Raw genomic sequence first — 23,772 nt, 5'->3', positions numbered from 1 at the left:
TGAATTCTTAATTTAAAAAACTAACAATGAAAACAAAAATAATAGCTGGCTCGCTTTTGGCAGTTTCACTGTTCATGACTTCATGTAAAAAAGAATTAGAGCCTCAAGAAAGTGCAGCGCCAGCAGAAGCTGTTGCAGCAGATCCGACAGCTGCTCCTGCAGACGGACAAGTTCCGGTTACTGCTCAGCCGCAAACGGTGCAAGCACAGCCACAGCAGATTCAACCACAGCCTACAGCCACGGCTCCAGGTATGAATCCGCCACACGGACAGCCAGGACACAGATGCGATATTCCTGTAGGGGCTCCGTTAAATTCGCCTCCAGGACAAAAACCTGCTGCGCAGCCGCAACCAACACAGCCGACTGCAACTGCCGCTCCAACTACAGTAACGCCGGTGAACAATGCAAATGTCGTAACTGCTCCAGGTATGAATCCGCCACACGGACAGCCAGGCCACAGATGCGATGTTGCTGTCGGACAGCCATTACCAAAAGCATAAACAGCTACATTCCCAATAAAAAAGCCTCCAATAATCTTGGAGGCTTTTCTGTTTTAGTATAGCCCATTACCCTATCAAAGAAAGCAGGTTTGCGATTGAAAAGACAATACTAAGCGTGACGCTGATGATAAGTGTTGCGAATACAAATTTTGGTTTTTGCTGTGACAAGACGGCTCCGTTAAATCCCATACAGAAGATGGTGACAAAAAATAACTGTATCATTTGTCCGACTGAAGTTCCTCCCATAAGAATAAGCATTACGGCAATAGAACCTAGACAGCTTTGGGCAAGAATGCTCAATGTAGCAAAACCGATAAGACCTCGTTTGTAACCTTCCAGATAATTATGATATGTTTTCATGATAAAAGTGCTTTAGAATTATAGTAACAAAGTTAGCTACACATCCCGCCAGCATTTTATGACTTAAATCATATTAGGTGAAATAATTGCAAAAAAATTATCGAAAAACTTTTCGGTTCTCGATCAAAAGCAGTCCCTTTTTTTCGAGTGATTTTATGGAGCGGATTACGGTTTCGACTCTCAGTCCGGTCAGGTCGGCAATCTGCTGGCGGGTGAGGTCTACTCTGTATTTTTCATCGGGTTGTATTTGGTTGATAGACTCCTTAAAATAATCAATCAGCTTTAAGATACGGTGTTCTGGTTCTTGGGAAGAAATTTCGGAAGCCATGACCGATTTGTAATAAAGGCGCTGGGCAAGATTGACCGTCATGTTCAGGTGCGCTTCGGGATTTGAATACAGCAATTTAAAAAACGATTCTTTTGAGATAGCATAAATTTCAGAATCGGCAATAGCAACAGCATTAGCAGGATAAGGCTTGTCGATAAACAAAGGCGGCTCGCCAAAACAGTTTCCTTCGCCAAAAATGCTTTGGATAAATTCTTTGCCTTCGTCGTTGAAATTGTTCATCTTGATTTCTCCAGAATGTACCTGGAAAAAATATTTCGCACTAGCACCTTCCTCAAAAAGCATTTCTCCTTTTTTGAGTACGATTGTATGGGCGCCGAACGCCAACAGAAGTTGTTCTTCAATCATGTTTTTGTAAACTAAAATACCCAGCCCTTTTTGAATAGAGCTGGGTAAATTTACTAAAAAAGCAGATTGCTATTGGAGCCCATCCTTACATTTCTAGTATCGCATCATTAATAAATTTCATTTCGTCGGCGGTGATGGAAACTGCTGCGGCTTTTGCGTTTTCAATAGCCTGTGTCGCATTTCTTGCGCCTGCCAGCACTACGCTGATTCCCGGCTGCAAGCTTGTCCATCGCAAGACCAGTTGCGACAAAGAAGCGTTCTTGTTTTGCGCAATCGGCTCGATCTTGTCTAAAAGCGCTTTGACACTTTCGGCAGAAAACTGTCCGAAGTAGCCGTTTCTATGATCGTCAGACTGTAGCTTGGCCTCCTTAAAATATTTTCCGGTCAGCAGTCCTCTTTCCATAGGGCTGTAGGCGATGATGCCCATGTTTTTCTCAACAGCATAAGGCACAATGTCCTTTTCGATAGCCCTGTTTAGCATGCTGAACGAAACTTGGTTCGAAGCCAACTGTAGGGTTTTTTCTGCTTCTTTCAATTGCGAGAGGTCGTAGTTGCAGACGCCTGCAGCGCGTATTTTTCCTTGCTCCATCAAAAGATTTAAAGTTTCCATCGTTTCGTCAATCGGCGTAGTCGAGTCGGGCCAGTGAATCTGCAACAGGTCGATATAATCGGTACCGAGGCGTTTCAAGCTCTCTTCCAGTTCTTTGATGATATTCGCTTTTGAAGCATATTTATAGACTGGAAATGTTTTTCCGTCTGCAGAAGCATCAAAGAAATAATCTCCCTTTCCGTTATTGCTTCCGTCCCATACGAGGCCGAATTTTGTAAGCAGCTGTAGCTTGTCGCGGCTTTTCCCTTTGATGGCTTCCCCAATCAATTCTTCGCTTAGTCCCATACCGTAGAAAGGAGCTGTATCTAGCGAAGTAACGCCGTGGTCCAGCGAGGCATGCACCGCAGCGATAGAATCCTGCTTTTCGTTGCCGCCCCACATGTTGCCGCCAATGGCAAAAGCTCCGTAAGTGATAGCCGATAATTCCAAATCCGAACTTCCTAATTTTCGATAGTCCATTATCCTATTTTTTGTGTTTTATAAATAATTACGTTTTCTTCCAGAAGCGCTTCAGAGGCCTTTACGAAATCTTGAATGTATGGCTTTGCGTTATGTTCTTCCAGTCCTTTTGCATCTGTCCAGATTTCATGGAACACAAAAATGCTCGGCTCTTCATTATTCTGGTGCAGGTCGTATTGTAGGCAGGCTTCTTCTTTTTTAGAATGCAGCGCCATGTTCAGCAGGTAGGTTTTTACCTCTTCCGTATGCTCGGGCCTGCTTTTGATTATTGCGGTCAAATGTATAGCCATGATTAGTTTATGAAGATTTTACTCAAGTGCTCGTTATACAATTTTAAGTCTCTGGCTACGTCGGCATTTTTCTCGATATCATGAAAATGCATGCTTTCCAGAGGCGTCATTCCGGTAAAAGCATTCATGCGATGGAAGCCAAACAAAGGTCCCTCATCGACGCTTTTTTGTGAAAAGAACTCTCCCGGAAGCGTAAAGGCTTCTTTCGGCGCATTCCATGAAGTCGTCAGCATGTATTTTCTGCCGTGCAGCATGCCTCCGGTTCCGTAGTTGATGGCAGGGTTTTGAGAAGAGCGGCCGTCGCTGTTGTAAATTCCAGTTGCATGCCCTTCCGTAAAGACCACGTCTATATATTTTTTGAAGTCGTGCGGCACTTGGAACCACCAGATCGGCGTATGGTAGATGATGACATCGGCCCAGACAAACTTCTGTACTTCTTCGGCAGGGTCGTAGTCGTGGTTGATATCGGTCAGCTTTACTTCAAAATTGGGATTGTTTTTAAAAAAATTCAAAGTTTCTTGCGAGATAGTTTCGTTGAACCTTCCGCCCGAATGGCCAAATTTTTGACCTCCATTAATGATAAATATTTTTTTCATAAGTCTTCTATCTAATTGATGATGCAAATTTACGGCGGCATTATCTATTATTAAAATAACTTAATTCATACCTTTGCATCAGAATTATAATAGTTTAATCATGGTAAATCTAGAATGGTACCGGACATTTAAGGCGGTCTACAAATCGGGAACGCTGACAGGAGCTGCGGAAGTATTGTTTATTTCCCAGCCAGGAGTGAGCTTGCACTTAAGCTCGCTGGAAAATTATGTGGGCTATAAATTGTTTGACCGCACGGGCCGCAAGATGGTGCCAACGGAAAGAGGAAAGGTACTTTATAATTTTATCATCGAAGCCATGACCAAGCTGGAAGAAGCCGAAAAGAATTTCCAGCGGAGTACCGAAAAACACACGCCCACCATCAGTGTTGGAATGTGCTTTGAGACTTTCCAGATTACGCTCGAGCAGTATATTTCTACATTGCCATTCAACGTTATCATCCAGTTCGGGGAATATCCGGAAATGGTAGAGAACTTGGAAAAAGGAATTCTAGATATTATCATCACGCCGCAGATGGTTCCGAAGAGCAGCATCGACTACCAGCCGTTTTCATCGGAAACCATCGTGTTGGTGGGAGGCAACGATATTGATGTCGCTACATTTGACGCCTTGGAAAAAACATGCGACATAGAAGGAATCGAGGCTTGGCTGAAAGAGCAGAAATGGTACGGCACGACGGGCGATATGGAACATCTGAGACGGTTCTGGCAACTGAACTTTAACAAATACCCCGACTTCCGTCCCAATTATATCGTCCCGAACCTCAATTCTATCGTGCGTTGCCTGAGCAGCGGACAGGGACTGGCAGTAATTCCTGATTTCTTGTGCAAAAAAGAAATCGAGAGCGGGCTGATCAAGATGGTCTGGAAAGGGAAGACCCCGCTAGAGAATACGCTCCATTTTGCCACACGAAAAAAGACAATCTACGCGGACGAGATTGCCTTGATTAAAAAGATATTTATAGAAGTGATGGGATAATAGCCTTATTCTTTTTTCTTCTTGAAATTAGGCATAAAAGAAATTCCGAGACTGAAATAGCCTGTAGGGTCCTGTTTGGTCGAAAAGATATAATCGTTGGTGTTTTCGCCTCTTTCGGATAATCTCGAATTAAACACATTCGACAAGCCTGTCTTGAACGTAGCAATAATCGTAGTATTGATGCGGTGTTCGTATGTAATTCCGGAACGCAGTTCTAAAACGCGGTAATCATAAACATCGGCAAAACCTGGCGCTTTATTGTAGACATAGAATCCGTCGCCGCTCAATTCAGTTCCCAAAGAAAGCTTTCCGTTTTCAAATAGCGGCCTGTGGAACAAAAGGCGCTGCGGAAGGATCAAATCCATGACCCAAGGCGAGTTTTTGAACTTATGCTCCATGATAAAGGTAGGAGCGACCGGAATCGGAGAAGCAGGGTCGATAAAGATAACGGCACCCACGCCAATCATTGTTCTTTCTGTTTTTTTCAAGATGATCGAAGCGCCTACAAAACCTTTTAATCGCTCTACATCTTTTTCAGAACCGTCTGCCGTAAAGCTGGCATTGTAGATAAACGGCTTGTTAAACAGCCTGGCAAAATACGTAAAGCTCAACGTAGCAGAAAGGTAGTGGAAATCTACATTTTTGTTGTAAGGAGCAATCGCATCGCCGGCAACATTTTCTACATCATTAAGCTCAAAAGCCTCATATTTGTAGTTGAGCGAAGTCGTAATATTCCATCTTGGCTTAGAGAAGATGGTAAAATTGGTATTGGCATTCAATCGGTAATGGTTCTTGATTTCCCCTTCTTCAAAGGCCCTGTCAAACAGTTCCGAGTCAAAATCGGTCGGTAGATATTGCTGGTACTGGATGTCCAGAAATCGCGTCGTAGGAAATCGATCTGTCACGGCTTCCTTTACTTTTTCCTTCAATTCTTCGTTTTCTTGGGCATTCACGAATGCGCAAAAGAATACTGCCAATGGCAAAAACTTTAATTTCATAGCTTGTTTATAAAAAGGTTTGTTATAATCGGTCGGAAATATTCTTTCCTAAATACTGCTCCAGGAATTTTTTTCGGAAAACATCTCCGATCGGAATTTCTGAGGTTTTTATATGGATTGTGTGGTTGTCAAAAGAATCAATGTGCTGCACGTTGACCATATACGATTTGCTGACCCTTACGAATTGGGCTTCCGGCAAATGCTGCGAAATGGTCTTGAGGTTCATGGCCGTGATGATCTTGCTGTCGTTGGCATAAATCACGACATAATCTTTCAGTCCCTCGATATAGAGCACGTCGCGAAAAAGAATCTTGTGAAATTTTCGATCCGACTTGATGAGCATAAAATCTTGTTCCAGGCTTTCGAGCGTGCTTTTTCCTTCCTTATTGGCCAGAAGCTCTTTATAAGCAAAAGCTTTTTTTATGGATTTGTCCAAGCGGCTCTTGATGATCGGCTTGACCAGATAATCTATGGCATCGACCTCATAGCTTTTCAGGGCATATTGCGAGAAGGCCGTAGTAAAAATAATCAAGGTGTTTTCAGAAATCGATTCGGCAAATTCCAATCCATTGATTCCAGGCATCTGTATGTCCAGAAAAATCAAGTCAACGGGGTTTTCTTGCATGAATTCGCGCGCTTTCTTGGCACCATTGAAGCACCCGATCACATTCAGGTCCGGAATGTCTTGCAGCAGTAGCAGCATTCCTTCTCTCGCCAACGGCTCGTCATCAACGATTATGCAGTTCATATAGGTAGGGTTAAGGTTGCTGTATAGTTGGTGTCATTATTTTCGATCTCGAGCCTGAAATCCTTTCCATAAAGAAGTTCCAGCCTGCGCTTGATGTTGGCCAGTCCGAGGCCTCCCTTTTTGTCGCTATCGATAGGCTCTGCAGGTTTTGTGTTGGAACAGACAAAGCGCAGTTCTTTTTTATAAACCGTAAAGCTCACGTCTACTTTAGAAGGACTGTCGACATCGGCACTGTGCTTGATTGCGTTTTCAATAAACGTGATGAACAAGTTGGGCGGAAGCACAAGCTGCGAAATCATATTTTCGTTAAGGCTTTCGTTCTGTATGCTGAGGTTGAAATTAAAATCGTCGCGGCGGATTTTCTCCAGTTCCATAAAATCGTTCAGGAATTGAATTTCCGACAGCAGCAGTACCGAATGCTGGTTGTTGTCATACAGCTGGTATCTCAAGAAATCCGAAAGTTTCATGATAATCGTAGACGCCTTGTCTGGATTTTTTTTGACGAGCACATTCACATTGTTCAGCATATTGAAGAGAAAATGCGGATTGATCTGGTTCTTCAGTTCCCGCAGTTCAATCTGGAGCGAGTTTTTTTCCAGCTCGTTGATCCTATCGCTGTCTCTTGCCCACCGCTGAAACAGCTTGATCGATGTAGAAGCAAAAACCATGAGGGTGAGCATGTTGATTGTTACGAAAAAATTCTTGAACGAGTTGCTCTCCTTTGCTTCATTTACAAAATCGTAGCCTTTCATAAAGGTTTCCGTTAACACTGTGGCTATGAGATAGCAACAGATGATAATAGTAATTAGGCTGAAAATATAAGTAAGGTACCTTCCTTTATACAGAAAAGCAGGCATGAGTACATACATGTTCAGATAGAACATGGCTAGAAAATAAATGTTCCAAATAATGCTTCTTAAATAATCATCATCCCCCACCTCTTCTGACGAGTTTCTGGAGACAATAAATATAGCAATCATATAAGCGAAAATCAGCAGGTGCCTGTATATCCTGTATTTTGGAGCGATAAGAAACTCCATGAACCAGTTTTTGTTACAATTTTTGTCAAACATAGCTTTTGCTTGCTGTTAATTTTGATGCGAAGTAACTTAAAAACTGTTTAACAAGATATTATATTATACAAAACCTGAATTAAATTATACAAAACCCTATCCGAAGCATTTTTAGTACTACAATTAAGGATTTAGTATAAAATAAAAGGCGGTTCGTATAAAAAAGCCAGCCAGCTTTGGTGTTCGCTCTATTTTTGAATAAAAAAAGATGAAGATGATTCAAGCAATAGAAAACTGGATGGATGCCATAGAAAGCTCAAAGCAGAAAAAAAGGGTGAAAGAGCAAGAAATCAAAGCAATTGTTGATTTGTGGAAATTTGCTGAGTCGTATGACGGCGAGGCCATCATTTCGCAAAAAGGAGAGCTCATCATCGGGGGCTCCCAAGGCCCAGAGAAGATTAACGTGCAGTGCGCAGACCTGCTCTTGAACCAGAAAAAAAACGCCATCTCAAAAATCCTTTTAGAAATCGAAATCGAATTGACAGCTTTAGGTTCCCGATATACCGGACTCTATAATGTAGAATTCAGGAAGCCGAATGCTAATTTTGATGCTGGAGAAATGCAGAACCTGAAAAACGAAATTATTTCGGGCATCAAAGGCGAGGTCATCTTATATAAATATGTAGAACGCATCCGCAAGCTGCCTTCTTCGGAACTCAAAATTGTCAACCGCGACTTCAAGATTGTCGAGTGCAGCAGCAGCGCTATTGCAGGAATCATTGCCAAGAGCCAGCCGATTCAAGCGGTGCCCGAAAAACAATGGCTCGTCTTAATCTTAAGCTCTATCGACCATTGCTGCAAGTCGTTCTTGATTGACGAGGCGATACAGGCCAAGACCTTCGAATCGGATTTTGACAAGATCTTTATTTTTGATTTCTATACCTCAGAAATTATCGAACTGAATGTCGCATTTGGCGTTCAGAACCCCGCGAATGGCGTTCCATCACCCGCGAATGGCGTTGCCTGACGCCAAAAGACACGTTGCGAACGCCAAATTTGACGTTCCGAACGCCAAAATTGGCGTAGGGTAACGCCAATTTATACGTCAAGAACCCCGCGAATGGCGTTCCGAACGCCATCGGCGGGGTTCCGAGGGCCGTGCGCGGGTGATGGAACGCCATTTACGGCTCTTTTTGCCTCAAAAACGCACCAATCACACCCTTCTGCGCAGTCTGTTGCACTCTTCTAGGCTGCAATTGATAAAAACACGCACCCTACCGAGGCCGAGTCTAGAAAAGACCTTCGATAGAAAGGTAGCGTTCTCCCGTATCATAATTAAAAGTCAGTATTCGTGCATCGTCTGGCAGCGAAGCTATTTTTTTTGCGACAGCGGCCAAAGAAGCTCCTGTAGAAATTCCTGCCAAGATGCCCTCTTTTTTTGCGATAGCCCTCGCATAGTCAAAAGCATCTTCCTTGCTTACCTGAATGATTTCATCAATTGCATCGCCGTGATAATTTTGAGGTACAAAACCAGCGCCGATTCCTTGGATGGGATGGGGCGATGGGCTTCCGCCGCTCAAGACTGGCGACAGTTCGGGCTCGACGGCTATGACTTTCAGGTTAGGGAACTTTTTCTTCAGGACTTCGGCTACGCCCGTGATATGTCCGCCGGTGCCCACACCCGTGATGATATAATCCAGTCCGTCCGGAAAATCCTCTAGTATTTCTTGAGCCGTAGTGTTTTTATGCACTTCCACGTTCGCAGGATTCTCAAACTGTTTCGGCGACCAAGCATTTGGTGTTTCGGCTACCAGTTCATTGGCTCTTTCGATAGCCCCTTTCATTCCTTTCTCGCGCGGCGTCAGCTCGAACTCGGCACCGTAAATTTCCATCAGCTTTCGGCGCTCCACGCTCATGGATTCTGGCATGACTAAAATGACCTTATAGCCTTTGACTGCTGCCACGAGCGCCAGTCCGATTCCGGTATTGCCCGATGTCGGCTCAATAATCACGCTGCCCGGCTTGAGCAGTCCTTTTGCCTCAGCATCTTCGATCATGGCCAAGGCGATACGGTCTTTGATACTGTTTCCGGGATTGTTTCTTTCTAGTTTTATCCAGATGTTCTTGGTCTCGCCAAACAATCGGTTGATTTTCACCACGGGCGTCTTGCCGATGGTTTCTAAAATACTATTTGCTTTCATGTTCTTTCTATTTTTTAAATTTAAGGATGCTTTTTATTTAGATGCTAAAATTGAGCGCTTCTGGAAATACCTGCTTGCTCTTGATGATGATTTCGCTTTTGTGGAAGACGAGCGATTCTGCCGGAATGGAATTGGTAATCCAGACGTTGCCTCCGATGACAGCTCCTTTTCCGACGACCGTGCTGCCGCCCAAAATGGTCGCGTTGGAATAGATAATCACGCCGTCTTCGATGGTCGGATGCCGTTTTTCTTCGGCCTTGTCTTTGCTCACGCTTAGGGCACCTAGGGTAACGCCTTGGTAAATTTTCACGTCGTTTCCTATACTAGTCGTCTCGCCGATAACCGCTCCCGTTCCGTGGTCGATAAAAAACCGTTCGCCGATAACGGCTCCCGGATGGATGTCAATTCCGGTGGCGCTGTGGGCATATTCCGAAACCAGTCGGGCCAAGGTAAGCGCCTTTTCCTGCCACAATATATGAGCGGTGCGGTAGACCGTGACCGCAAAGAATCCAGGATAGGCGAGGATGACTTCGTTTCTTGATTTGGCCGCAGGGTCAAATTCCAGCACGGCTTTTAAGTCTTCCAATAGCAGCTTGTGCAGCGAGGCTGCGTTCTCAAAAAAGGCTTCGGATAGTTGCGAGGCTTCTTTTTCTGCAAACGATTCGGCTTCTAAGAGTTTTTTCAGCAGCAGTTTCAGTTCAAATTCCTTCTTTTCGAAAAAGCTAAAATCAATATATTCTTTCTGGCTGCAGAAAAGCCAGGACGCTAATTCGGTAATCCAATAGCTCGCTTTTTTCTTATCCAGAAAAATCTTTTTCTCCGAAAAATTAGACTGGTAGAGCGATTTGTTTTTTGACTTCTCGGGCATGGCAAGAGGGATTCGTTTTTTAAAGTTTGACATTCGTTTGTTCTGTGATATAAAAAAAGCCTGTTGAGAATTTCAAGAGGCTTTGGCGGGGCTAATTATATCGGGGCGTTATAAATAGGGCGGCTACCTCTTGACCACAAAAGCAGACAGCAGCACATTTCGTTTAAAAGTGATAAGTTTGAAACCATAGTTTATATAATGCTTTAAATAAAAAAACTCCCCAATTTCTTGAGGAGTTTTTGTTATGCTTGAATCGTTTTATAAATTGCTAAAGCTGACAAATCACTCCTCGTTTTTCGAGCAGCAGATGCAAGCCATACGCTTCATTATAAATGGATTGTTCATTAATTTCTTTCTAAAATCAGTACAGTAAACTTATAAAGTTTTCTCCACTTTTCAAACTTTAAATTGGCTGTTAACACCGAAATCAGAAATTGTTTTTTTAAGGTTTAAAAAATTGAAGTATCGATTTTTTTAAGGCCCTATTCTGTTATAAAATCTAATAATTGTCAAGGTTTGGGAAATTGAAATGTTAAAGAGAAACCTTTCTTTTCTAGCCTGATTATCTTTTTATAATCTTTTTAGCGAATGACGTTCCGTCTGTAGTACTGCCTTTAAGAAAATACGTTCCGGCAGCAAGCGCGCTGATGTCAATATTCTCGCTTCGGTCGGTCTGCAGCACCTTTTGGCCGGTAATTGTATAAAATGCCGCTTCCGCTAGTGCTGTATTGGAAGGCAATGCGATAGAAACAGTCGCTTGAACCGGATTTGGATATACTGCAAAAGAAGGATTCTCAACAGGAGTCGTGCCCAAGCTTCCGCTGGTGATTGCAAAATTGTCATAATACGCATTGCCGCCATAATTATTGTGCAGCATAGTAAAGCCGGCAATTTCCAGATCGGTATAATTGTCGATGGTTTTTTCTAATACATTGTTGACATAGTACTTGATTTCATCTGCAGTAACCTCAATCTTGATGGCGACCCATTGGTTTGGAGTCCACTCGGCCTCGGCATAATGAATGCCATAATTTACATCTTTGATCAAGTAGATATACCCTCTGTTTTCGATACCGACTCCGGCAACAGGCACATATTCTTCGTTGCCGTCTATGGCAAAGAGCGTGAATTCAAAGTCAGAGCCCTGCTGTTCTGTAGCCAATACATCATAAGTGATGGTGAAATTAGCAAACCCCTGAGGCACATCGAAAATTTTTGAGGCCCCGAATATCGGTAAAAACTGGTCGTTAAAGCTAGGCTCGAAAGCATTTTTAAAAGAAAAACTGCCAGCAGAAGCCTTTTCATTGCTTATGACCTGATTGAGAAGAAAGCCGCCAGAGCCTTCTGTCACTTCCCAGCCATTTTGCTGGTTTAAGGTTCCGGGCTGATAGCCTTCTGACGTTTCGAAAGAAATGGTCTGCTGGGCAAAGGCTGCTGCTGACGTGAACGCAAGAAATAAGGTGTAGATCTTTTTCATAGTTATTTGGTTTTAATGTTATCTAAATTTAATCCGCAGAAAACAGGGCGCAGGACAATTCCTGACAAGTTTTCGCTTGCGAATGTTGTTACTGTTGCTCTAAATAGCTTGGCTGCGGCCCTAGAAATAAAGGCCGTCAGTTTTTCTGGGAATCCTATCGCCGGGCGGGAATAACCGGCAGTTTACAGAGAAGCGAAAATTAGGCGTTATTTTATCTTGAAGTTTCACGGTAATTAAAAACTTATTAACAATTTGTCGGAGAAAGCAGATTTTTGCAACATATTTTGGGCGTAAAAGCAGTGTTTGCATTTCGGCAGAATAGGAATTGTAAAGAATTTTAATAGTTTTGTAAACAATTCAGAAGCATATACCACAGTCCCCCTATAAAACCTATGGCAAATTTTGTTTTTTACCTGACGCTATTTTTTTGTGTTCTTTTACCCCAACAGTCGCACTCCCAAAATACTGCGGATTCACTGCAGACCCTCCTAAAAAAAGCAGAAGAGCCTCGAAAAGGCGAGCTCAACCTGGAAATTGCGAGACATTTTTTGCCAACCCATCAAGATTCTTGCATCTACTACAGCCGCATTGCGCAAGCCATTGGGAAAAAAACAAACAATCAGACCGTCGTGATCCGTTCGTATGCGCTGATTGCAGAAGCCTATCAGAAACAAAACAAGATGAAGGAAGCCATTGCTTCTTACCTAAAAGGTCTTGAGCTGGCTGAAAAGCACAATGAAAAATCCCTAGCGGGAACGCTATACAACGGCATAGGCACTTGTTATTTCTACCTGAACGATCCAAAGAAAGCAGAGTCCTATCTAAAGCAGGCAGCGCAGGCTAAGAAAGAGGCGAACGACTACCAATACTATTCCTTTATCGCCGCAAATCTCGCGGCTCTGCAGATCATGAACCAATCTTTTGATGAGGCCATAAAGACGCTGAAGGAAGCAGAAAAAACACTTCTAAAAAACAAGCAGGACAATTATCTGGCCACGGTCTACAACTCTCTCGGAGCGGCCTATCAGGGTACAAAATCGGATTCTTGCGTTTACTATTATGAAAAAGGCCTTGTGCTTTCTGAAAAAAACAAGGACTATCTCAACATGATGACTACCCATCAGAATTTGGGCGATTATTATCTGGAGAAGAAAAACTACTCCAAAGCAATCGAATACATGAAAAAAGCGATTGCCGTAAATGAATTGAGGCCAGAAGACCCCTATAAGCCTGCTTTGTTTGAAAGGATGAGCGCTTTATATGAGTCGATGGGAGACTTTAAAAATGCCTATCATTATAAAAAGCTGGAAACCGAAACGCGCCAGCGCCTGCTTGCAGCAACCAACAAAAAAGAAATCGAAGAACTGGAAATCAAATACCAAACCGAAAAAAAGGAAAAAGAAATCCAGCGGCACAAGCATGTAATTGAAAAAGCTAAAAACCAGCAGATTTGGCTTTTATTCGGTGCCGTTTCGCTGTTTGTGATTGCCGGATTCATTATGTACCTGGTCTTCCAGAGAAGAAAGATTACCCGAAAATTTGAGCAGGAAAAACTCAGGCTGTTTGAAAATATAGTACATGACATAAAAACACCGCTCACGCTTATCGACGGCCCAATCCAGATGATGAAGCAGCACCCGGAGACTCCGCATCAGGAGCAGCTGGTCTTGATGGAACGCAATTCGAAAAAGCTGATGGGCTTGGTCAACGAACTGTTGGACGCGTCAAAACTCCGAAAAGGAAACTTTCAGCTGCATTACACGACCGGAAATCTTGATGGTTTTATTGAAAACAACATCGGCAGTTTTGCAGGCGAAGCCAAGTCCAAAGACATACGCATTGTCCACACTAAGAATAATGCCGAAAAACACTATTCATTTCCTTCAAATGCTTTAGAAAAGATACTTTCCAATCTTATCGGGAATGCTGTAAAATATTGTCCTCCAGCATCAGAAATTCAAGTTGCGTCCCAGATAGAAGCTGGCAAGCTGATAATCCGCATAAACGATAACGGCCCTGGAATTCCCAAGCAAGAACAGAAAAAAGTGTTCCAGCGTTTTTTCAGAGGAAAAGAAACGTCGGATGTCAATGGCACGGGCATAGGCTTGTCATTGGTGAAAGAATTGGTAGACTTGGCGCAAGGAACAATCGAGCTTCAAAGCAGTCCCGCGGGAACCACATTTGTCGTGTCTCTTCCGATACAAGAATTTACTGCTGCAGTTGATACAACGATTCATAATGATGGCATTCCGTTACTGCTATTAGTAGAGGATGACGCCGATACAGCCGTTTTCAGTATGTTTGTACTGAAAGAAAACTTCCAGGTCCTGCATGCCAAAAACGGACAGGAAGCTATAGGCATGATTCGTGAAAATTTGCCAGATATTGTCCTTTCCGACATCATGATGCCAGAAAAAGACGGAATCGAATTGCTACAGGAAATCCGTGCAGACGAATTGACAAGCCATCTGCCTGTTGTCTTGTTTTCTGCAAAAGCCTCGCTCGAAAGCCGTTTGAAAGGACTGCAGCACGGGGCCGACGCTTATATTTCGAAACCTTTTTCACCAGAAGAATTAAAGCTGACGGTACAGAATTTGTTTGCCACTGTCCAGCGGAATAAAGAAGCGTATAAAGACTCTATCCAATCCGAAAAAACATTCGAAGAACGGACCAAGAGCCAAAACGCATACGTCAATAAAGTTATCGCTAGCATCATCAGCAATATCGATAATCAAGATTATTCGGTTACAGAACTTTCTAATGACATGTCGGTCAGCCGAAGCCAGCTCCATCGAAAATTAACGGCACTCACAGGATTTTCTACAACCAATTTCATCAGCATGATCCGTCTTGAAAAAGCCAAAGATCTTTTGTCTGGCAACCAAGGAAACATCACCGAAATTGCGTATAAATGCGGCTTCAGCAGCCAATCCTATTTCACAAAATCCTTTACGGAATACTTTGGAAAATCACCAAGCCACTTTCTTAAAAAGTAATGATTTTCAGATAAATGCAACAATGATACATAATCTGGCAACATGATTACATAGCTAATTGTGGCCAGAAATCTAAATTTACCGACGTAATCAACAATCAAATCAATAACTATTTATGACAAAACGTCTATTACTCTTTTTTGTCTTTTTTTGGCACATTACCTCCTATGCCAATGACGAATGCTCTAATGCAATACAATTAACTCCGAGCGCTAACTGTACTAACATAAGCGGAACATTTAATGGAATGACTATTAGCGGAGCTGCCCCTACCTGCGCGCCAAACGCCTCGCAGGACGTATGGTACAGGTTCACGGCTACCGAGCAGACGATGGCCATATCCGTTTCCAGGGCCACGACGGGCTGGACGATGTACTTTGCCATGGAAATCTACGAGGACAGCTGTACGGGCAACCGATTCAAGTGCATCGCCTCGGACATGAATTCCGTAGGCTACTATAATACCGATTTTGTGGTGGGCAGGACCTACTACGTTCGCGTGCTGAATGCTTCTGCGACCATCCATACGCTCGGCTTCAACATCTGCCTTCAGGCCTTGCCGAAGCCGGCGAACGACACCTGCGCGAATGCCGCGCTGCTGGCACCTAATAGTACCTGCACCAATACCTTCGGCACGTTCAGCGGCGCGCTGCAGGACGGGGCAGCACCGTCGTGTGCGCCAGGCTCCTCGCAGGACGTATGGTACAGGTTTACGGCTACCGAGCAGACGATGGCCATATCCGTTTCCAGGGCCACGACGGGCTGGACGATGTACTTTGCCATGGAAATCTACGAGGACAGCTGTACGGGCAACCGATTCAAGTGCATCGCCTCGGACATGAATTCCGTAGACTACTATAATACCGATTTTGTGGTGGGCAGGACCTACTACGTTCGCGTGCTGAATGCTTCTGCGACCATCCATACGCTCGGCTTCAACATCTGCCTTCAGGCCTTGCCGAAGCCGGCGAACGACACCTGCGCGAATGCCGCGCTGCTGGCACCTAATAGTACCTGCACCAATACCTTCGGCACGTTCAGCGGCGCGCTGCAGGACGGGGCAGCACCGTCGTGTGCGCCAGGCTCCTCGCAGGATGTCTGGTATAAATTTACGGCTACCGAGCAGACGATGGCCATATCCGTTTCCAGGGCCACGACAGGCTGGACGATGTACTTTGCCATGGAAATCTACGAGGACAGCTGCGCAGGCAACCGATTCAAGTGCATTGCCTCGGACATGAATTCCGTGGGCTACTATAATACCGATTTTGTGGTGGGCAGGACCTACTACGTGCGCGTGCTGAATGCTTCCGCGACCATCCATACGCTGGGCTTCAACATCTGCCTTCAGGCCTTGCCGAAGCCGGCGAACGATACCTGCGCGAATGCCGCGCTGCTGGCGCCTAATAGTACCTGCACCAATACCTTCGGCACGTTCAGCGGCGCGCTGCAGGACGGGGCAGCACCGTCGTGTGCGCCAGGCTCCTCGCAGGACGTATGGTACAGGTTTACGGCTACCGAGCAGACGATGGCCATATCCGTTTCCAGGGCCACGACGGGCTGGACGATGTACTTTGCCATGGAAATCTACGAGGACAGCTGCGCAGGCAACCGATTCAAGTGCATTACCTCTGACATGAATTCCGTGGGCTACTATAATACCGATTTTGTGGTGGGCAGGACCTACTACGTGCGTGTGCTGAATGCTTCCGCGACCATCCATACGCTGGGCTTCAACATCTGCCTTCAGGCCTTGCCGAAGCCGGCGAACGATGCCTGCGCGAATGCCGCGCTGCTGGCGCCTAACAGCACCTGTACCAATACCTTCGGCACGTTCAGCGGCGCCCTGCAGGACGGGGCTGCACCATCGTGCGCGCCAAACGCTTCGCAGGACGTATGGTACAGGTTCACGGCTACCGAGCAGACGATGGCCATATCCGTTTCCAGGGCCACGACGGGCTGGACGATGTACTTTGCCATGGAAATCTACGAGGACAGCTGCGCAGGCAACCGATTCAAGTGCATCGCCTCTGACATGAATTCCGTAGGCTACTATAATACCGATTTTGTGGTGGGCAGGACCTACTACGTGCGCGTGCTGAATGCTTCCGCGACCATCCATACGCTGGGCTTCAACATCTGCCTTCAGGCTTTGCCGAAGCCGGCGAACGATACCTGCGCGAATGCCGCGCTGCTGGCACCTAATAGTACCTGTACCAATACCTTCGGCACGTTCAGCGGCGCCCTGCAGGACGGGGCAGCACCGTCGTGTGCGCCAGGCTCCTCGCAGGATGTCTGGTATAAATTTACGGCTACCGAGCAGACGATGGCCATATCCGTTTCCAGGGCCACGACGGGCTGGACGATGTACTTTGCCATGGAAATCTACGAGGACAGCTGCACGGGCAACCGATTCAAGTGCATTACCTCGGACATGAATTCCGTGGGCTACTATAATACCGATTTTGTGGTGGGCAGGACCTACTACGTGCGCTTGCTGAATGCTTCTGCGACCATCCATACGCTGGGCTTCAACATCTGCCTGCAGGCCTTCCCGAAACCGGCTAATGATATTTGTGCTACTGCTACGGAATTGACTCCGAACAGCAGCTGTGTGAATACTATTGGCACGTTCAGCGGCGCGCTGCAGGACGGGGTTGCCCCTACCTGCGCGCTAGGCTCCTCGCAGGATGTCTGGTATAAATTTACGGCTACAGGACAGACCATGTCGGTCAATATTGCCAGAATTTCGACGGGCTGGACGATGTATTTCGCTCTAGAGATTTATGAAGAAAGCTGTAGTGGAAACAGACTCCAATGTACTCCATACAATACGGATGGTATAAGCTATTCAAGTAATAATTTTGTTGTCGGCAGGACGTATTATGTACGTGTACTGAATGCTTCGGCGACCATCCATACGCTTTCTTTTGCTATTTGTTTGATCGGACCGCCTCCGGTGGCTTGCACGCCTTCTGTGGCAATCAATGCTTCGGCCACTTCAATCTGCCAAGGACAAAGTGTTGTCTTTACGGCAACACCTACCAATGGCGGTACTGCGCCGTCCTATCAGTGGAAAGTCAACGGAAATAATGTCGGGACAAACAGTCCGTCTTACACTAGTACGACATTGGCAAACGGAAGCAGTGTTACTTGTGTAATGACAAGCAATGCTTCTTGTGCCTCTCCACTAACTGCCACGAGCAATGCTGTTGTGATGAATGTTTCTGCTCCAGTTGTTCCTGGTTTTACGCAGGTAGCGCCAATTTGTTCAGGGGAATCCTTTACGCTGCCAGCGACTTCTAATAACGGAATTACGGGAATATGGAGTCCTAGCATAAACACAACCGCAACGACAACCTATACCTTTACGCCAAACACGGGACAGTGTGCTTCGACAGCAACAATGACGGTTATGGTGACTTCGATAAATACGGCGACCTCTGTTCAAGGTAGTACCATTACGGCAACTGCAACCGGAGCTACGTATCAATGGATTAATTGTGCGAATAACCAGCCAATAAATGGAGCAACAAATGCTTCTTATACAGCAAGCGGAAATGGTTCTTATGCAGTAATCGTGACTCAAAACGGATGTTCTGCAACGTCAAACTGTGTTCAGATAACCAATCTGGACGTGGACACATTTGAGCAAAACAGATTGAAAATTTATCCAAATCCGGCTACTCATCAATTGTTTATCCAATTGAATGAAGCTACCGAAATTGTAATTGTAGACATGACAGGAAAAACAATCCAGCAAGAATCTTTGAAAGCTGGGAATAATGCAGTCGATGTAAGTTCGCTAGCTTCTGGAATGTATTTTATAAAATCGGTATCGGGAGCCAATGCAAGATTTGTGAAGAAATAAAATAGTTTTATGCTTATTAAAAACGCCCCTTTTCGAAAGAGTAGGGGCTTTTTGTTTATAACTGCGGCAATAAAATTTGTTAAACTAGAAACCTGCTGCCATAGGGTTGTCACTTGAGGGGTTTTATTTTGTGTACGAATCGCAAATACAACTACTCATGAAAAAATTAAATTTAACGCAGCAGTACAAGACGTACTTCACCTCTAAAACAACGCCTGAAATTGTTGAGATCGAACCAGTACAATTCCTCTCCTTGACGGGAAAAGGTGATCCTTCAGAAAAATCTTTTTCGGAAAAGATACAAGCGCTTTATACAGTTGCCTATGCCATCAAGTTTATGTGCAAGCAATTGGACAAAGATTTCACGGTCTCAAAATTAGAAGGCTTATGGTGGTATGATGAAAACAAGTTTGGAAATGTTTCTATGGAGGAAGCACCCAAGGTAATCGCTAGAAGCGAGTGGGAATATCGTTTATTGATAAGAATGCCCGACTATATAATCGAGAACGATGTGAATAGGGGAATTGAAACTGCTTTCGCAAAAAAGAAACTGGAACTCATAAAAGAAATCGAATTTTTCCGAATGAACGAAGGTAAATCTGTTCAGATGCTTCATGTAGGCCCATTTTCAAAAGAAGGAGAGACATTGCAGGAAATGAAGAAACTTATAGAAGAAAACCGATTCCAAAAAAACGGACTGCATCATGAAATATATTTATCCGATTTTAATAGGACAGCCCCAGACAAACTAAAGACTATTTTAAGAGAACCAGTGAAATAGGTGCTGCTTTAAAGCTTCCAATATCACTAAAATAAAAACCCTGAGAGTGCTAACTTTCAGGGTTTTTAAAAAATAATGGTTTTCTTTATTTCTCTGATAAATCCTTGATGATTTTTAAGGCAGAATCCCACATGGCACCATGATTTTGGACATATTTTTTCGCTATCGGGCCAGACTCAACGTTTAATACAAAATCTCCATTATCAGCTTTTGTCAATGTATAGTTCTCTTTATAATCTCCTATTTCCGCATTGGGTGCAGGATCAACTTCATCGTACATTTGGACTTGAAGGTATTCCATCGGATCATGTTCTTTCACAATTCCGTAGGCACCGACATTACCCTCTAAGTCGGTCCAAACTACATCAGAACCTACTTTCCAATCGGTCTTCACCAATGCTCCGCCACCAAATGCTATTGCCCATTGGTCGTTTGGATGAAGCAAAATGTCCCATATAGTTTCAGGTTTGGCTTTAATAGCAACCGATTTTTTGATGACTTCTGTTTCTACAAAAGCTGGAAGCGCCTCGTTGACGAAATAGTTCCAACCGCCAGTAAAGCTCTCGACTCTGAAGTTTGGATTTTCTTGAGGGAAGCTCTCCAGTCCTTCATGAGTTAGCTTTAGCCGGGTCCTGTTTTCTGCTTCGCTAAAAAGCTCCCATGTCAGTACTGAATATCCCTTGTATTCTGGATACCTCCATGAATAGCTGATTTTGTTAGGAGGGTCGCTTACCAATACTTCACATTCGTGAAGATACTGTACGTTTTCATCTCCCCCGGTAAACTGAAATTTGAATCCTTTTTCGGGCTTAAATTCCTCAAATTCAAAATACCATTCCTTCATCTGGTCTCGGTTGGTGATGGCATCCCATACCTTTTGGATAGGCGCGTTATACGTACGCTCTAAAACAAGTGGTTTTGTTTCCATATTTATTTGTTTTTAAGATGATTTTTGTCTTTCGGCAGATCAGCATCGTCTTGACGTTCAAGGTAAGAACCAAGGGCATCGAGTTTCTTGTTCCAAAATTCCCTATACCGATTCAGCCATAGGTCTACTTCTTGCAACTTGTGCAGATCTGTCTTGCAGTAGCGTTCTCTTCCTGTCTGCTTGATAATAATCAATCCGCATTCTGTTAGTATTTTGATGTGTTTTGAAATGGCCGGACGGCTAATGTCAAAATGACCAGCAACACTATTAAGGTTCATAGACTGATTGCTTAGTAAATCGATAATTTCTCTTCTTGTCGGATCGGCAATTGCCTGAAACACATCTCTTCTTAATTCCATATAAGTTACCATTTGGTTACAAATATATAGGATACCATTTGGTTACGCAAATTTTAAATGAATTTTTTAGTGAAATTGTACAAAGAATTTATTGCTCGGATTGAGTAGCATAATAGCACAAAATGACACCTATTTTGAATTTTTATTTCGTAAAATAATTACTCAGGGCGAATTTGCTCGTAAAAAACAGACCATTTTTTCGAAAATTTGACGCTTTTAAGCTGTTTTTTACCCCTAAAAAGAGGGCAGCAAAAAACAGTTACACCAAAAAAGTGACCAGTTACGCCCGTATTTGACCACTTATTACTTCTCGCTATTAAATCTCAAACAAACTTCTAACCTTTGTTCCGTAGATGAGCAATCAAAGATTTATAACCTATTTGCACTCATAGATTGTTTCATTTTAAGCTAGCCCCAGCTACTTTCTAAACCTGTCCTGCTTAATTGTTGAGGAGAAAACTCAATGCTTATAAATAGTTGTTTTTTGATGATCCAATCATTGAAAATTACTTCAACGCGCTAGAGTTGTGTTTTAGTTATTATTATAAAAACAATATGAAAAATATGATAAATAAAAGTGAGCCGAAGATGTATCTGAAGGATAACTGTCCTGCATCTGTGCTGTATTTGTGGTAGAAACGCACATGGCCACTTCAGGTAGCGGCGGCAGGAATATCGATACGGTTTTAGGGGTAAAATTTTGGTGTCGAGCCTGCCGCAACGCGCCTAACAGATTTAGAAAGATAATTATAAAATCGTCAAAGGCAAAAAAATAAGAAGATGAAGACAATGACAATAAGGAGCCTACTTTTTTTCTCACTATTCATTAGCGTGAAAGCGGTTGCACAGACAGTAAATACGGGAGAGATGTCAATCCTGCCAGGAACTGTAGTTTCAACCCGATTTGATTTTGGCAATACGCCGACGGCAACATTTACAAACGATGGAGAATTTTACGTATTCGGCAACTTCAATAACGACGGGCTCGTAAGCTTCACTCCCGGACAGAGAGGCTATACGATATTTCAAGGCAATGTTGCACAATCTATTTCAGGAAGTGCTCCGAGTGATTATTTTAAGTTCTACGACGTACTTTTTAATAACGAATCGCCACAGCCTGCTTTCCAGCTTTCCGCAGATATCAGTATCACAGGAAATTCGGATTTCCTGAATGGAATTGTCAGGATTAATGAGACTGAGGGGCTTATAGTGTACGAAAATAATGCGACCCATTCTAATACAGATAATGACGGCCATGTAGATGGCTATGTACAGAAAAATGGCAATGTGGAGTTTACCTATCCTATAGGAAATTCTAGTTTTTTCAGGCCCGCTAAGATCCTTCCGACAGCTCCAAATGCTGCCACCGATGCCTTTACGGGAAAATATTTCCTTGAGAATTCCAATCCACTTTATCCGCATGCCAGCAAAGTCGGGAACCTAGAACTGATCGATGACAAGGAATATTGGACACTAGATAAGACAGAGGGAAATACCGAAATCATGCTCACGCTGTCATGGGATCAGGCAACCACGCCAGGATTTATATGGCAGGATCTCGACCCGTCGTCTCCAGAAGGAATGGAGAAGCTCACGATCGCCCGCTGGGATGAAGAGAAGAGACTCTGGGTAGATGAAGGTGGCATCGTCGAAATTGGTGCTGGCGGGATACAAACAGGAACCGTGACCTCTTTTTTCGCTACTTCAGGTTTTGGAGTCTTTACGCTGGCTAAAGTAAAAAGAAGGGTGGAACCGGTTGGAAATATCGTGATTTATAACGGGGTTACTCCTAATGACGATGGAAAGAACGATTACTTTATAATAGACGGTATCACGAACTACCCTAACAACAGAGTAAGCATCTATAACCGCTGGGGAGTAAAGGTTTTCGAGACCACGAATTATGATTCTAACGGAAATGTTTTCAACGGCCACTCTGAAGGAAGGGCTACCGTAAGCCCAGACAAAAAGCTCCCTTCTGGAACCTACTTCTACGTACTCACCTATGAACTTGCCTATCCCGGAGGCGAAAAAAGAAACATCGAAAAGGCAGGCTATCTGTACCTGAACGATAATTAACAAGAAAACGTAAAAGATATGATAACTAACTATAAGCTTGTCCTTTTAGTAGCTCTTCTTTGGAGTATTTCAGGCTCGGCCCAACAGGACTCGCAGTATACACAGTACATGTATAATACGGCAAACATGAACCCAGCCTATGCAGGATCAAGAGGAGTACTGAGCATATTCGGACTCCACAGGACGCAATGGGTCGGACTAGACGGTGCGCCGACTACGAACTCCTTTGCGCTGCATTCTCCTATCGGAATCAGCAAGGTCGGGCTAGGGCTTTCTTTTATCAATGAAAGAATCGGACCTTCGGACGAGAATAGTATTTCTGCCGACTTTTCCTATACGATACGGGCTTCAGAAACCTTCAAGCTGGCGTTCGGACTAAAAGCAACCGCCAACCTGCTGAACATAGATTATACCAAGCTGGATATCTACGATCCCAACGATCCGAGATTCCAAAGAAACATAGAAGATTCCTTCACGCCCAATATCGGTGCTGGTGCCTATCTGTATTCAGAAAATACTTATGTAGGGTTTTCGATTCCTAATTTTCTAGAAACAAAACACTACCAAGACGATGGGAATTATTCAGTCGCTAAAGAAAGAATGCATTTCTACTTGATGGGAGGACATGTCTTTGAACTCAGTCCCACCCTGAAATTCAAGCCTTCTGTGCTGGCCAAGATTGTTGAGGGCGCACCATTACAGGCAGATATCTCCGCCAACTTCCTGTTCAGCGAAAAGCTTACCCTCGGAGCGGCCTACCGCTGGGATGCGGCAGTGAGCGTCATGGCTGGTTTCCAGATAAGCGAAGGGCTTTTTGTCGGCTATGCCTATGATGCAGAGACTACAAAGCTCGCGACCTACAATTCGGGCTCCCATGAGATATTCCTGCGCTTTGAATTATTCAAAAGCTATGACGGTACTGCATCGCCGAGATTTTTTTAATACGA

At 44.1% G+C, this 23,772-nt stretch carries 22 protein-coding genes; 9 read left to right on the top strand and 13 right to left on the bottom strand.

The window, feature by feature from the left end; all coding sequences use genetic code 11:
- Positions 1-26 precede the first annotated feature (26 nt).
- Positions 27-500: a hypothetical protein gene (locus OLM56_RS02200; RefSeq protein ID WP_264528165.1), complete on the top strand. Its 474-nt coding sequence runs from the start codon at positions 27-29 to the stop codon at positions 498-500.
- Positions 501-566: 66 nt separating this feature from the next.
- Here the strand turns inward: OLM56_RS02200 and OLM56_RS02195 are convergent, their stop codons facing one another.
- The 5 genes from OLM56_RS02195 to OLM56_RS02175 form a co-directional block, all read right to left on the bottom strand.
- Positions 567-860: a hypothetical protein gene (locus OLM56_RS02195; protein WP_264528164.1), complete on the bottom strand. Its 294-nt coding sequence runs from the start codon at positions 858-860 to the stop codon at positions 567-569.
- Positions 861-957: 97 nt separating this feature from the next.
- A complete protein-coding gene (locus tag OLM56_RS02190; protein ID WP_264528163.1) occupies positions 958-1,554 on the bottom strand; it encodes a Crp/Fnr family transcriptional regulator in 597 nt (198 codons plus the stop codon).
- An 85-nt stretch (positions 1,555-1,639) separates the two neighbouring features.
- Complete coding sequence (locus OLM56_RS02185) at positions 1,640-2,623, bottom strand: aldo/keto reductase (RefSeq protein ID WP_264528162.1); 984 nt, start codon at positions 2,621-2,623, stop codon at positions 1,640-1,642.
- On the bottom strand, positions 2,623-2,913 hold the full coding sequence (locus tag OLM56_RS02180; RefSeq protein WP_264528161.1) for a putative quinol monooxygenase: 291 nt from the start codon (positions 2,911-2,913) through the stop codon (positions 2,623-2,625). Before OLM56_RS02180 ends, OLM56_RS02185 begins: the two co-directional genes overlap by 1 nt.
- 2 nt (positions 2,914-2,915) lie before the next feature.
- Entirely contained in the window at positions 2,916-3,509 is a 594-nt protein-coding gene (locus OLM56_RS02175; RefSeq protein ID WP_182492922.1) for an NAD(P)H-dependent oxidoreductase, read from the bottom strand.
- A gap of 100 nt (positions 3,510-3,609) precedes the next feature.
- Between OLM56_RS02175 and OLM56_RS02170 the strand changes: the two genes are divergently transcribed.
- Entirely contained in the window at positions 3,610-4,506 is an 897-nt protein-coding gene (locus tag OLM56_RS02170; protein WP_264528160.1) for a LysR family transcriptional regulator, read from the top strand.
- A 5-nt stretch (positions 4,507-4,511) separates the two neighbouring features.
- On the opposite strand, the gene OLM56_RS02165 is transcribed toward OLM56_RS02170, so the two are convergent.
- Genes OLM56_RS02165 through OLM56_RS02155 form a run of 3 tightly spaced genes read right to left on the bottom strand, consistent with a single transcriptional unit; the run spans position 4,512 to position 7,292 of the window.
- Complete coding sequence (locus tag OLM56_RS02165; RefSeq protein ID WP_264528159.1) at positions 4,512-5,504, bottom strand: hypothetical protein; 993 nt, start codon at positions 5,502-5,504, stop codon at positions 4,512-4,514.
- A gap of 22 nt (positions 5,505-5,526) precedes the next feature.
- Entirely contained in the window at positions 5,527-6,252 is a 726-nt protein-coding gene (locus OLM56_RS02160) for a LytR/AlgR family response regulator transcription factor (protein ID WP_121375428.1), read from the bottom strand.
- Positions 6,249-7,292: a sensor histidine kinase gene (locus tag OLM56_RS02155; RefSeq protein WP_264528158.1), complete on the bottom strand. Its 1,044-nt coding sequence runs from the start codon at positions 7,290-7,292 to the stop codon at positions 6,249-6,251. The genes OLM56_RS02160 and OLM56_RS02155 overlap by 4 nt, the downstream gene beginning before the upstream one ends.
- A gap of 247 nt (positions 7,293-7,539) precedes the next feature.
- Here OLM56_RS02155 and OLM56_RS02150 point away from each other — a divergent pair, with 247 nt between their 5' ends.
- The gene (locus tag OLM56_RS02150; RefSeq protein WP_264528157.1) at positions 7,540-8,292 is read left to right on the top strand and encodes a hypothetical protein; all 753 of its coding nucleotides are present in this window, start codon (positions 7,540-7,542) and stop codon (positions 8,290-8,292) included.
- Between the two features lie 262 nt (positions 8,293-8,554).
- Here the strand turns inward: OLM56_RS02150 and cysK are convergent, their stop codons facing one another.
- The 3 genes from cysK to OLM56_RS02135 form a co-directional block, all read right to left on the bottom strand.
- The gene (gene cysK, locus OLM56_RS02145; RefSeq protein WP_264528156.1) at positions 8,555-9,466 is read right to left on the bottom strand and encodes a cysteine synthase A; all 912 of its coding nucleotides are present in this window, start codon (positions 9,464-9,466) and stop codon (positions 8,555-8,557) included.
- A gap of 37 nt (positions 9,467-9,503) precedes the next feature.
- The gene (gene epsC, locus OLM56_RS02140) at positions 9,504-10,367 is read right to left on the bottom strand and encodes a serine O-acetyltransferase EpsC (RefSeq protein ID WP_264528155.1); all 864 of its coding nucleotides are present in this window, start codon (positions 10,365-10,367) and stop codon (positions 9,504-9,506) included.
- A 529-nt stretch (positions 10,368-10,896) separates the two neighbouring features.
- Positions 10,897-11,811: a T9SS type A sorting domain-containing protein gene (locus OLM56_RS02135; protein WP_264528154.1), complete on the bottom strand. Its 915-nt coding sequence runs from the start codon at positions 11,809-11,811 to the stop codon at positions 10,897-10,899.
- A gap of 15 nt (positions 11,812-11,826) precedes the next feature.
- On the opposite strand from OLM56_RS02135, the gene OLM56_RS02130 reads away from it, so the two are divergent.
- The 4 genes from OLM56_RS02130 to OLM56_RS02115 all read left to right on the top strand — a co-directional run bounded on the left by OLM56_RS02130 (position 11,827) and on the right by OLM56_RS02115 (position 19,459).
- Complete coding sequence (locus OLM56_RS02130; RefSeq protein WP_264528153.1) at positions 11,827-11,985, top strand: hypothetical protein; 159 nt, start codon at positions 11,827-11,829, stop codon at positions 11,983-11,985.
- A 218-nt stretch (positions 11,986-12,203) separates the two neighbouring features.
- On the top strand, positions 12,204-14,807 hold the full coding sequence (locus OLM56_RS02125) for an ATP-binding protein (RefSeq protein WP_264528152.1): 2,604 nt from the start codon (positions 12,204-12,206) through the stop codon (positions 14,805-14,807).
- A 115-nt stretch (positions 14,808-14,922) separates the two neighbouring features.
- On the top strand, positions 14,923-18,678 hold the full coding sequence (locus OLM56_RS02120; RefSeq protein ID WP_264528151.1) for a T9SS type A sorting domain-containing protein: 3,756 nt from the start codon (positions 14,923-14,925) through the stop codon (positions 18,676-18,678).
- 157 nt (positions 18,679-18,835) lie between these two features.
- Positions 18,836-19,459 (top strand): GyrI-like domain-containing protein, encoded by a 624-nt coding sequence (locus tag OLM56_RS02115; protein WP_264528150.1) that lies wholly within the window; start codon positions 18,836-18,838, stop codon positions 19,457-19,459.
- A gap of 85 nt (positions 19,460-19,544) precedes the next feature.
- Here OLM56_RS02115 and OLM56_RS02110 read toward each other — a convergent pair whose 3' ends face one another.
- Together OLM56_RS02110 and OLM56_RS02105 are read right to left on the bottom strand one after the other, a co-directional pair.
- Entirely contained in the window at positions 19,545-20,387 is an 843-nt protein-coding gene (locus OLM56_RS02110) for an SRPBCC family protein (RefSeq protein WP_264528149.1), read from the bottom strand.
- Positions 20,388-20,389: 2 nt separating this feature from the next.
- A complete protein-coding gene (locus tag OLM56_RS02105; protein ID WP_121375419.1) occupies positions 20,390-20,746 on the bottom strand; it encodes an ArsR/SmtB family transcription factor in 357 nt (118 codons plus the stop codon).
- Positions 20,747-21,526: 780 nt separating this feature from the next.
- Between OLM56_RS02105 and OLM56_RS02100 the strand changes: the two genes are divergently transcribed.
- On the top strand, positions 21,527-22,825 hold the full coding sequence (locus OLM56_RS02100) for a gliding motility-associated C-terminal domain-containing protein (RefSeq protein ID WP_264528148.1): 1,299 nt from the start codon (positions 21,527-21,529) through the stop codon (positions 22,823-22,825).
- A gap of 18 nt (positions 22,826-22,843) precedes the next feature.
- Positions 22,844-23,767 (top strand): type IX secretion system membrane protein PorP/SprF, encoded by a 924-nt coding sequence (locus tag OLM56_RS02095; protein WP_264528147.1) that lies wholly within the window; start codon positions 22,844-22,846, stop codon positions 23,765-23,767.
- Positions 23,768-23,772: the final 5 nt, after the last annotated feature.

It is taken from the genome of Flavobacterium sp. N2550 (assembly GCF_025947265.1).
Lineage (GTDB): Bacteria > Bacteroidota > Bacteroidia > Flavobacteriales > Flavobacteriaceae > Flavobacterium > Flavobacterium endophyticum.
The sequence above is the reverse complement of the archived record's forward strand: the minus strand, read 5'-3'. Positions and strand labels throughout refer to the sequence as shown.